Annotated in this window: 11 protein-coding genes; 9 read left to right on the forward strand and 2 right to left on the reverse strand. The window is 45.5% G+C overall.

Annotation, left to right across the window (positions count from 1 at the left end):
* Window positions 1-7 precede the first annotated feature (7 nt).
* The gene (locus HWQ36_RS26770; protein ID WP_292708525.1) at window positions 8-2,578 is read right to left on the reverse strand and encodes a DEAD/DEAH box helicase; all 2,571 of its coding nucleotides are present in this window, start codon (window positions 2,576-2,578) and stop codon (window positions 8-10) included.
* 38 nt (window positions 2,579-2,616) lie between these two features.
* Here HWQ36_RS26770 and HWQ36_RS26775 point away from each other — a divergent pair, with 38 nt between their 5' ends.
* The 7 genes from HWQ36_RS26775 to HWQ36_RS26805 all read left to right on the forward strand — a co-directional run bounded on the left by HWQ36_RS26775 (window position 2,617) and on the right by HWQ36_RS26805 (window position 7,683).
* Entirely contained in the window at window positions 2,617-4,107 is a 1,491-nt protein-coding gene (locus tag HWQ36_RS26775) for a terminase family protein (protein WP_292708527.1), read from the forward strand.
* A 30-nt stretch (window positions 4,108-4,137) separates the two neighbouring features.
* Window positions 4,138-4,359, forward strand: a complete 222-nt coding sequence (locus HWQ36_RS26780) for a helix-turn-helix transcriptional regulator (protein WP_292708529.1) — start codon at window positions 4,138-4,140, stop codon at window positions 4,357-4,359.
* A 27-nt stretch (window positions 4,360-4,386) separates the two neighbouring features.
* Window positions 4,387-5,196 (forward strand): hypothetical protein, encoded by an 810-nt coding sequence (locus HWQ36_RS26785; RefSeq protein WP_292708531.1) that lies wholly within the window; start codon window positions 4,387-4,389, stop codon window positions 5,194-5,196.
* A gap of 81 nt (window positions 5,197-5,277) precedes the next feature.
* Window positions 5,278-6,588: a hypothetical protein gene (locus HWQ36_RS26790; RefSeq protein ID WP_292708533.1), complete on the forward strand. Its 1,311-nt coding sequence runs from the start codon at window positions 5,278-5,280 to the stop codon at window positions 6,586-6,588.
* Between the two features lie 32 nt (window positions 6,589-6,620).
* The gene (locus HWQ36_RS26795; protein ID WP_292708535.1) at window positions 6,621-7,013 is read left to right on the forward strand and encodes a hypothetical protein; all 393 of its coding nucleotides are present in this window, start codon (window positions 6,621-6,623) and stop codon (window positions 7,011-7,013) included.
* Window positions 7,003-7,299: a hypothetical protein gene (locus tag HWQ36_RS26800; protein ID WP_292708537.1), complete on the forward strand. Its 297-nt coding sequence runs from the start codon at window positions 7,003-7,005 to the stop codon at window positions 7,297-7,299. The genes HWQ36_RS26795 and HWQ36_RS26800 overlap by 11 nt, the downstream gene beginning before the upstream one ends.
* 6 nt (window positions 7,300-7,305) lie before the next feature.
* Window positions 7,306-7,683 carry a hypothetical protein gene (locus HWQ36_RS26805; RefSeq protein WP_292708539.1) on the forward strand — a complete coding sequence of 126 codons (378 nt, stop codon included), beginning with the start codon at window positions 7,306-7,308 and terminating at the stop codon, window positions 7,681-7,683.
* A 167-nt stretch (window positions 7,684-7,850) separates the two neighbouring features.
* On the opposite strand, the gene HWQ36_RS26810 is transcribed toward HWQ36_RS26805, so the two are convergent.
* Window positions 7,851-8,186, reverse strand: a complete 336-nt coding sequence (locus HWQ36_RS26810) for a hypothetical protein (RefSeq protein ID WP_292708541.1) — start codon at window positions 8,184-8,186, stop codon at window positions 7,851-7,853.
* A 198-nt stretch (window positions 8,187-8,384) separates the two neighbouring features.
* Between HWQ36_RS26810 and HWQ36_RS26815 the strand changes: the two genes are divergently transcribed.
* Entirely contained in the window at window positions 8,385-9,839 is a 1,455-nt protein-coding gene (locus tag HWQ36_RS26815; RefSeq protein WP_292708543.1) for an ASCH domain-containing protein, read from the forward strand.
* Between the two features lie 51 nt (window positions 9,840-9,890).
* A complete protein-coding gene (locus HWQ36_RS26820; protein ID WP_292708545.1) occupies window positions 9,891-10,154 on the forward strand; it encodes a hypothetical protein in 264 nt (87 codons plus the stop codon).
* Window positions 10,155-10,190 lie beyond the last annotated feature (36 nt).

Below are 10,190 nucleotides of genomic sequence, written 5' to 3' on the forward strand. Positions count from 1 at the left end.
ATGAGTTTTAGAGAATAGCGAGTAACTCTTTAGCCAAATCTTTAGCTGACTGAATACCCTGTAATGTCTTGCGTTTGCCCTTCAGCACCAGTTCAATTCGCTGCTGTTTTTGAGTCAACAAGCTATCAATCGCCTTATCAATTTCGCTTAACTGTAACCAAGTTGCAAATACAGCATTTTCTTGTCCCAACCGATGAGCGCGATCCTCGGCTTGCTCACAGTCTCCCGGACTCCAAGCCCGATCAACTAAGATAACGTTGCTAGCGGCTGTCAAAGTTAACCCAAGTCCGCCAGCTTTGATGGTGCCGACAAACACCTTATTTTCACCAGACTGGAATTGATCTACTAAACCCTGACGTTCTTCTGGCTTGGTATCTCCAGTAAGGAGTAAACCGCCAAGTTTAGACGCGATCGCCTTCGCTGATTCTACAAACTCAGTGAAGATTACGACTTGCTGACCTTGTTCTAGCAGTTCTTCAGTGATCGCTCTCGCTGCCTCAACTTTAAACTCACTCCCTACCTTTCGCAGGATATTCAGAGTTACCAGCGCCTCTGCATTTTCATCAACCTCACCTAGTTTTGCGCGGCGGCGGTAGTCGTCCACGAGTGAGCGAATTGTCTCTTGATATGATTTGGCTGCACTTGCCTCTAGTGTGGCTTCCTTAAATAGTCTGGTCTTAGCTGGCAATTCAGTTAAGCATTCAGCTTTGGTACGTCTGAGAATTACATCCTCAGTTTTTTGAGATAGTTCGTCAAGGTGAGCAGCGCCACTGTTATCCCAGACTGATTTACCCCTACCTACTGATCTATGACCAGCATTGCAGTAGTAACGTTCGTATTCCCATTTATCATCTCCTAATGGGTGGTTGACCGCGAATAGTAAAGGATAAAGGTTAGCTGGTCTACCATTTTTAATTGGCGTACCTGTCAGCAACCATGTTGTTAAACAGTTTTCATGATGCGCTAATTCTAGTGCTTTCTTCGTCCGTTGTGAATTGATATTTTGCATATAGTGACTTTCGTCACATATAAGCACGTATTTTTGAGTATCTAACGGCTTCGGTATTTTAGCCCAACTGAAACATTCGATTTTCACCTCTGCCCGTTCTGCCTCTCTCACCCAATTTTCCAGCACAGACACAGGAGCAATCACAAACACCGGGCAATTGTGTGTAATCTGCATCGCCCTGGCTGCTACCAGTGCTTCTAGGGATTTTCCTAATCCCATGTGATCCGCAAGGATGCCCCCGGTGTAGATACCACCGCGACGATGAGCAAGCAGCCATTCAACACCTTTTTTCTGATAATCCCGCAGATACCAACCATTAGCTAAAGGTGCATCTAAATTGGCAGTTCTCACTAACTGTACAATTCCGTCAGCCGCCGCCAGCGCTGCCATTTCCTTAGCAGTTTCCTCTTCTTGGCGCTGCATCCGAGCAAGTACGATCGCTCCCTCTACCTCCGGTGTAAGGTAAAATTGGTCATTTGTAAGCTTTTCTACCACTTCCTCAATCATCAAGAGAGGAAAACGCCACGATTTATCCTCACCCTCAAACTTATATCCCTCAATGGTTTTGCAATCACGCTGAAATTTACCAGAGGAATCATAAGGAGCGTACACAGCAATTCTTTCGCCTTTAATCTCTACCCTACGCTCTGGAAGTACGTCTACACCCTCGTCATCTTGAACGAGTACAGGTGTTGAATTCTTAGCATACTGGTGAGCGATCGCATCCCATTCAGGCAATGCCAAGCCGCCATGTTCAAGCTGTTTGATGTACTTCCTCACCATTTTTAATGCAGCTGTAGCGTGAGTCTGTAACAGTGGCTTATTTTGCTGAACTTGCGTTGCTAGCCAATGACCAAAACCAGCATCAGCGCCATTGAAGCCTACACCATCCTGGCTAAAGGCATGATCGCAGTTACTCGCTAAGTATAAAATTGCTTGTTCTAATCGGCGATCGCAACAGGCTTCTTTTTTCTGCTCAATAATTAACGGGAGTTCTAATTGCAGTTTAATTAGGTCTTCTAGGCTCCAGTTTCGCAGATGTGGAATGAGTGCTTCTAGGGTTGTAGATAATACTGCTACTGCATTACTTACTGCATTGCTGCTGCCCTCTCCCTGATGTGGCGATGATGTAGAGTCAGCGAGTAACGCCACAATAGCCTCCGTCAAGTTGCCTAGTTTGCCTTCGAGTATCAGCCGATGCAGCTTATCCCGTTCTTCCTCAACAAGCGCAATTCTCACTTGCTTAGTCGGACAATCTTCTAGTAGCACAGGGTTTAACCTGTCAGCCACCGCTAATCTTTCCTTAACTACTGCATTAGCAGATCGCCCATTAATCAGAGATTCAGGAACCATCACCGTAGTCACAAAATCCGGTGGTTTGCGACTCTTGGCATTCTTGGATCTATCCCAATCGCCTTTTTGGGTCAACGCTTTTCTTAGATTCCAGTTGGGGTCAGACAACCGCCGCCGCATTGCCCCCGGTGTTATCCCCACTAACGCCGCCGCTTGTTCTACAGACAACTCTTGTTTGGTTTCGGGATGAATGATTACAAGTGGTTTACGCGACATAATAACTAATTCAATAGTATCTATCTATATATTAGCAAATGGCGGGATGGAACACGTTACTAAATTTAGAAATTGCTACACAGCAAGCGTTAGCTGTGGAGTTGCAGGGCGAAAGTAAAATCACGCTGTTTGAAGACTTTGAACCTAATCCAGGTGGGCAGACAAAATTTCTAGAAATGACCAATTGGTTGTCTGTTGAACCGCTATCAGCACGATGGTTTTCAGCAATTGGGGGGATAGGATCAGGTAAGTCTTTTTCAGGTGCAATTTGGGCTTGCACCCGTGCCTTGCTTGCACCTGACGCTAGAGGGATGATATCAGCAAATTCTTACGGACAATTGAGTAGGGCGACATTGCTAGCACTAGTCGAGGTATGCCGACTTTTCAATATCCCCTTAGAACCGTGGCGAGAATCCCCTGAAGATCAAGCGCTAGCGATCGCTAACTGTCAACGCTGCTATATTGGGCCGGATCGAGCCTTCGTCTACGTTTTGAGTGCTTCTGCTTTTACCGGAAATACCCAAGCAGGGCGGGGTTTACAAATTCGCTGGTTTTGGGGTGATGAATTTGCGTACACTCCAGAAAAAGCGTTTCTGACAATTGACGGACGGCTAGGACGTGGCCCTGGCACACTCAAAGGACAAGGCATTCTCACCACGTCGCCGGTTGGCTACAATTACCTCTGGGATAAATTCGGCGACCCTACACGCTCCGATGATCTGAAACGCATCTATCAAATGGTTTCCATGTCGTCACTGGAAAATCGGGCTTACCTGGGTGATGATTACGTCGATTCACTGGAAGCTAATTACTCAGATGAATTGTATCAACAGGAGGTAATGGGGCAGTTCATCAACACAGTACAAGGGCTAATTTACAAATACTTCTCAAGGGCTAACCACTCTTTGAGTGATGAAGACGCACAGTTACTTGAATACGATCACAACCTACCCCTACTGTTGACATTCGACTTTAACTATAATCCCGCCGTTGCGATCGCAGCCCAACGACGCGGTAACGAAATTCACTTTTGCCAAGAATGGTTTTTGATGGATTCCGACGTGTGGGAGTTGACCGAGCAAATTGTGGACTGGGTGGAAAGTAACGGTATCCCGCCAGAAATTCAGATATTTGGTGATGCTACAGGACGGGCGCGTAGTGCTGCTAGTAAGTTGAGTAGCTGGGACATCGTGTTTCAAGGTTTAGAACCCTTAGCCAAACAACGTGGCAGAGGGTATCTGGTGCGGAAATTCGCTGATAGTAACCCGTTCGTCGTCAACCGCATTCACTCGGTTAATCAACTATTTCGACAATCACGCTGTTTCGTGCATTTTGCCAATTGTCAAAACTTGGTGAAGGACTTTGAGCAGGTGACGTGGAATCAGGAGAGTATTAATAAAACAGATAACCCACTGCTCTCTCACTTATCGGATGCGGCCGGGTATCTGATACACACTATTTATCCGTTTAAGAAGGAAACACGCGATCACTCATCTGGTAAACGTAAAACCACAGGATTAGCAGCTTAAAAGCTCATGAATCTTTAGCTAAGATATCTTATGGTAAAAAAGAAGCAAATTAAGCTTAAAATCACGGAATTAAGAGAAGCTGCTGGCTTGACGCAGAAAGAATTAGCTGATTTAGCGGGAACGACAGAAACTACTGTTGCTAATTGGGAGCATGAGCGAACAGGAGTAGAGCAGATAGTCCGTATTGCTAAAATCTGCAAGGCTTTGAATTGTTTACCTTGGGATTTGTACGAAGAAGTTGATGGGGAATGATCAGCATGACATTTCAGTAACGCGATTATGCCCCTAGATGCCGAAACTCTCAAAGCCATTCAAGATGCTATCAAAGAATCTTTGCCCACATCTGTAGGCGAAGCGATCAAGCCATTCTCTGAGCAGTTTGAAAAAATTCAACACGATAGCAAAAAACTGTCAGAGTCTGTTACAGCCTTGGCTACCTCAATACCTCAGCAATTGGACGAGCGATTTAACAGTATCAAGCCCTCACTGGATTTTATCGGCGAAGTAAAAAAAGAATACGAAAACGAGCAGAACAATCCCGCTGCGGGTGACAAACCAACCGATGCTGACAAAATACGTGAGGCGGTACTGGCTGAAATCAAAAAGGAATACGAAGGTAAGTTGACTGGGCTGCAAACTCAACTTGACGAACGCGACAAAGAAACTAAAAGCCTGCGTGAAGCTGACCGCCAAACCAAGATGCGGAACGAGGTGTTAAATGCAATGCGTGGCTTGGGTACGGTGCGGCCTAACACAGAAGAAGATTTGTTGACGCTACTAGAAAAGCGTGGGCTGCTAGTAGAAGAAGGTGATCGCTACTTTGTGAAAGGTGTAGATAAATTCAACGAGCCTACTAAGCTGGACTTTAAAGATGTTCTTCCCAAAATGTTAGAAGCCGACTTTGCCCATTTTGCAGTTCCTCGTGGTGGCACCGGCACGGATGGCACTACGGGAACTCGCGCCACACCTTCACAATACAACTTTGAAGGGATGAGCGCCCAGGATATCTACAATCGTTACGGCGGCGATGAAAACGCCCAAAAAGCTTTGATATCTGAGCTTGAAAATCAATACGGGAAACCTAGCTAAGGCGGGATGTAAAAGTTTAAACTCCTTGGTTTATCTTTGCAACCTTTTACCTCCTGCCTCCTAATTTCTATTTAAACTGATATGCCAACTCCGCCATTTTCGCCCAATACCGCATTAATCGAGACCGCGATCGCTCAACGCGCACTCACCCAGCTAAATCTTGCTGCTATGTATCCCCGCGTGGCTGTGCGGGATTTCGAGCCTGGGGCATTTGAACGGGGGGATGATGTGAAAATCCGCCGTCCTAAGCGCCGTATAGCTACAGACTTGAATCCTCGTGTAGCTCCCTTTGTCTTTACTGAAGCTCAATTCTTTGCAGGTAGTGTAAAGCTTGAAAGGCTATGGACAGATGGTTTTCTTTCATACGGCTACGATTCATTTCAAACAATGGATCGGTATTTGACGGAAACATCGGGTCAGATTGCTGATGCTATCGTCACACCCAACGATAGCTATATGTATAGCCAATTCCGCACTTGGAGCATTGCCGCCAGTGGTAACGTAGCATTGGGCGATCATCCCCCCATTGCCATCAGCGCATGTGTTGACAGTAGTGGACAATTAGCCAACTTTAATAATGAAGGACTACGCGGCGCGAATGTCTTCTTAGATAAAGAAAACACCCCTACATCTAACCGCTATGCCATCATTTCATCCACTGCCAAAGGTGCTTTCTTGGGTGATTCGGTGGTAGTCACTGGTTTTGCCGCTACAAGTATTGGTGGTGGTCAATTACTGCAACGGGGTTTACAGCTAGGTGATTTCGTGGAACGCTACGGGTTTATGGTAGGTGGCTCCAATACAGTCAGTAATCAAACAGGTGTAGCGGATTTAGATACTGCCGCAGGTACTCAAGCCACTCTCCCTATTGCCTCAGTAGCTGCTAACACAGCTTTCCTCTATGCCGATAATGCTACCACTACATTTGTTGGTGCGGTAGACTTTACCCTAACTGTAGGTACAGCATTGCAAAATGTCGGAGTTGGGCAAATTGCCAGAATTGGCACCAGCACTAAAGCTACAGCATTTGGCGTGATTTTGCGAATTGCCAGCAATGTGATTACCCTTGCTCCCTACGCACCTAATGGCACAAAGTTGACAGCAGGTGACATCACACCGGGAACAGATGTATTTAGCATCCCCACCATTCCTTCGGTGAATACAGTGAACCATCTAGAAGGCTTGGCTATGGCCACGCGCCGCATTGCTGAACCGCGTCGTGGTAGTGGTGCGATCGCGGCATCAATCACCGATCCAAATACTAATTTAAGTATTCAAGTTTTCACTGGGCAATACGATTTAGGAACCGTCAGCGAACGGAATGCCGCTTATTTTCTCACTGGCTCCAAAATCACCGACTTTCGTAAATGCGGATTGATTTTGAGTCTATAAACTTTTATTAAGACCCGTGGGTCTTTATCTGTATGCCAATTTTTTATGATCCACAGTACGGTATGCCGACATCAGTACCCGAAGGACGAGAAAATGACTTTTTAGCACAGGGCTACCGTAGAGAACCGCCGCCAACACCACAAACACCACTCGTAACAAGCGATGAGGGAGAAAAAAACCAAGTTTATTCTCCAATAGTTGACAACCAGCCACCGGGGGCGGGGTTTATTTTGGTCAATTCTGCATCTCTCAAAGAGCTAACTGAGCGTTTGGGCTTATCTACAGCCCAGGCAAAAGACTTGCAAAGTGGACGACCTTACACAAAAGTGGAAGACCTTGTTGGTAAAATCCCTGGTGTCGCTTGGGTGACTTTAGATTCACAAATTAGCTATCAAGTTCAAACTAAGGAAGCAGATGACAAATAACATTGTGACTGGTTCAGTGCAGCCATTTCCTGGACTAACCGAAGGAAGAATAGTTCACTACGTTTTACCAGATGGGCGTAGCGCCGGACAGGTTAGACCAGCAATTGTTGTCAGGGTGTGGCGTGATGTAAGCCCTGATTTGATAGCACAGGGATACAGCAATTTACAGGTTTTTACTGATGGAGACAATGATTACCCTGGTGCAGGGATGACTATCTGGGCAACATCCAAGGTTTATTCAGAAAACCACGAACCTGGAACGTGGCACTGGCCACCAAAAGTTTAGTTAATTATGCCACTCACTGACCACCAAGCAAACCTACTATTCGAGGTCTATGAGATTACTCAGCGCGATACTACTGTTGTGGTTGGTGGTGAGGGTAGTTCTCGCTTGGAGCCTGATTTATACAATACAAATACACCAGTGAGACAGGCGCTTACGGACGCGATCGCCGCCATTAATAATTTACCCTCTCAAGTTGAACGAGTTGGCGTGATTCTGGAAGAATTTGAATGTATCTCGCTTGACCCTAGTAACATCGACAAAGACGGATATCAGATGCGGCCAGATAAAAATTTGGCTGCAATTCGCGCTAGGTTGTTTCCGTATACTGGGATTTTGTTTAAAAAGAGTGGTGGAAGCGGAGGTAATAGGTTTTGCTTGGGTTAAATCTTAGTTTCTAGTTTGTGCATCAAATCCATAAATGCGTGATTCAAACTAAAGTGTTCATTTGTTTGCTGTAGATGAGCGATTGTCTTTTTGTGGCAAAATAAAACCGTTGTGCTGCGAACACAACGGTTTATCAAAGTTTTGGTTTTATAGGCGCGTTTTAATCTCTACGCTGCGTTATCGCCTCCAAATTCTTTTACTTTGGTACTTTTCCACTCAATCAGAACTTTGCCATCTAGGGCTGCAACAAGATCCATAAATGTTTCTAGCGTTGGGTTGCCTTCATTAGAGATTGCTTTAGCAAGCATATTTCTACGATTTACAGGCGTTGCGCTTTCGTCACCCTTTCTGCGCCTAATCTCGCAGTAGCGGCGGTTTAGAGTCGCCAAATCTACACCTAATTCTTCCATCCGTTCCCTAATCATAGACATATCCATACTCATACTTCTGCGACTTTTATTTAAGTCTACAAAGGCATGAGGCAACTTGACGATGCCGTGCATATAGTAATTCCTCATTTGCTCAAAGCATATACTTTACATGGCTAAATTGCAAGCCATGAAATACATTTTTTATGCTTTATAGTTATTGACGTATGCTTTTTATGGCATTAATATAATATATAGACGACCAAAAAGAGCGATCGCCTCCCTGGAAAGAATGCGATTGCTCTTGCGGCAAATCCCTACTAGGAAATACCAATGCAATCATATCCCGAATCTCTCAAGGCCATCAGCATCCATGCTCCCCATGCTTATGCTATTTGCATGGGCATTAAGCAAGCCGAATACCGCACACAGCCCACAGACAGACGCGGCTGGGTCTTGATTCATGCCTCCCAATCAAAAGATTCCGACCATTACCTCGCTGACTACGGCATCTCCAAGGACACAATCAAGCGCGGCGCGATTATCGGAGCAGCGCAAATTACAGACTGCACCTGGGATGCTGAATTTGAATGCTATGCCTACCATCTCAGCCAGCCCATCCTATTCGACCAGCCCATAGAAGGCATCAAAGGCTGCCAAGCAATTTTCTGGGGCGCAAAGCAGCCTGAGAAGCAAGCGGCTTTTGCGATCACCTGGGGGATGATTGAAGCGGCTACAGCGCCAAAGCCCGATGATATTTCTATAGAAGCAAATGAAATTCAGCAGCTAGCAAGCAAGATTGAAGAAATCGCACCCCAAGACGACATCCAAGATATAGCGATTCCTGGCTACCACCTGGCTTGCGATCCCCAGCACAGCACCAAAGATAAGCAGACTTACCAAGTCTCTGATAGTCTGACTCAAGAGCCGCTATTTCAGGTCTATCAGGGCTTTGAGGGCTGGCAGACCGACTTAAGCAAGCAAATTCATTCCAGCCCTACTCTTGCCATTGCCCAGGCGCGAGAAAAGATCATTGGGCGGATTGACCGCTCAAGACCCCTAGAGGTCAATCAAATCGACTCTGAAACCTTCATTGTCAAAAACCCTGACAATAGCAATCACTACGCGGTCAGACCTGGCCATCCCAACCATCATGAGCGCTGCGAATGCGGAGACGCACACTTTAGGGGGGTACGCTGCAAGCATCAGGTAGCAGCTGATGATTATCTACAGCAATCGATTACCGCAACCATTGCTCAATCTGAATTCAACCAATATATTGAGCAGCAAGCAAAAGAAATTGCGCCTAAATGCAAAAATCATATTGATATTCAATTTACATCGCCCGATGGCTTCTACAACTGGGAAGCTACTGTAGACGGCAAGACAATCGCCACCATCTACTATGACAGCGAACACCTGACGCAGCGATATGTAGTAGCTGTAGGCGGAAAAGAAGTCTTTCGCTCAAATACCCAAGCCAAAGCAGAAAACTATATTCGCTGGCATTACAAACAAGGCACATTACCAGTAACAGAAGAAGAGAAGCCAGAATCTTGCACAATTGAAGATTGCAAGTATGTGGACGACAAAGGACAACAACACGCCTTCAGAATTAACAATCAACTAATCGGATGGATTTGGCTTACTGACGATGGAGGCGATTGGTATTCATCACAGGAGTATTGGATTAACGGTGATGGTACAAAGTACGACGATTGGCGCGAGTGTGGACTGAAGCTAGCACGGCTAACTCGTAATGATTTGTACCAGGTTGTAGCAGCGTAAATAACTTGGGCAGAATTACATCTGCCCAAAAAGTCATTAACTTTTGAAAATATGAAATATTTAAACCAGCATTTCCTACCTTCAGATTGCGATGTTCATTTTGCTCTTTTAAGAGTCAAAAATGCGATTCCTAATGATTTAAGTATTAAGAGCGTGAGGGCGCTGTTATCGGAGTATGGGGCTACTTCTGAAAAATATGCTGATGAGTGGCGAAACATTGCTCTTTCCCTTCGTATTCGAGGCGCTTTTGAAAATCCCCTAACAATTGCAGATGTGGCGAATTGTATAAAACTGATTAAGGAAGTAAAACAATGAAGTGTGCAGCAATTTCAGCAATTTTAATAATTGTGC

Source organism: Nostoc sp. NMS2 (genome assembly GCF_017115105.1).
Classification (GTDB): Bacteria; Cyanobacteriota; Cyanobacteriia; order Cyanobacteriales; family Nostocaceae; genus Nostoc.

What these genes read in the sequence shown, in the direction of transcription:
- HWQ36_RS26770 (WP_292708525.1), bottom strand. Translation starts at nt 2,578, where the DNA reads ATGTCGCGTAAACCACTTGTAATCATTCATCCCGAAACCAAACAAGAG.
- HWQ36_RS26775 (WP_292708527.1), top strand. Translation starts at nt 2,617, where the DNA reads ATGGCGGGATGGAACACGTTACTAAATTTAGAAATTGCTACACAGCAA.
- HWQ36_RS26780 (WP_292708529.1), top strand. Translation starts at nt 4,138, where the DNA reads ATGGTAAAAAAGAAGCAAATTAAGCTTAAAATCACGGAATTAAGAGAA.
- HWQ36_RS26785 (WP_292708531.1), top strand. Translation starts at nt 4,387, where the DNA reads ATGCCCCTAGATGCCGAAACTCTCAAAGCCATTCAAGATGCTATCAAA.
- HWQ36_RS26790 (WP_292708533.1), top strand. Translation starts at nt 5,278, where the DNA reads ATGCCAACTCCGCCATTTTCGCCCAATACCGCATTAATCGAGACCGCG.
- HWQ36_RS26795 (WP_292708535.1), top strand. Translation starts at nt 6,621, where the DNA reads ATGCCAATTTTTTATGATCCACAGTACGGTATGCCGACATCAGTACCC.
- HWQ36_RS26800 (WP_292708537.1), top strand. Translation starts at nt 7,003, where the DNA reads ATGACAAATAACATTGTGACTGGTTCAGTGCAGCCATTTCCTGGACTA.
- HWQ36_RS26805 (WP_292708539.1), top strand. Translation starts at nt 7,306, where the DNA reads ATGCCACTCACTGACCACCAAGCAAACCTACTATTCGAGGTCTATGAG.
- HWQ36_RS26810 (WP_292708541.1), bottom strand. Translation starts at nt 8,186, where the DNA reads ATGCACGGCATCGTCAAGTTGCCTCATGCCTTTGTAGACTTAAATAAA.
- HWQ36_RS26815 (WP_292708543.1), top strand. Translation starts at nt 8,385, where the DNA reads ATGCAATCATATCCCGAATCTCTCAAGGCCATCAGCATCCATGCTCCC.
- HWQ36_RS26820 (WP_292708545.1), top strand. Translation starts at nt 9,891, where the DNA reads ATGAAATATTTAAACCAGCATTTCCTACCTTCAGATTGCGATGTTCAT.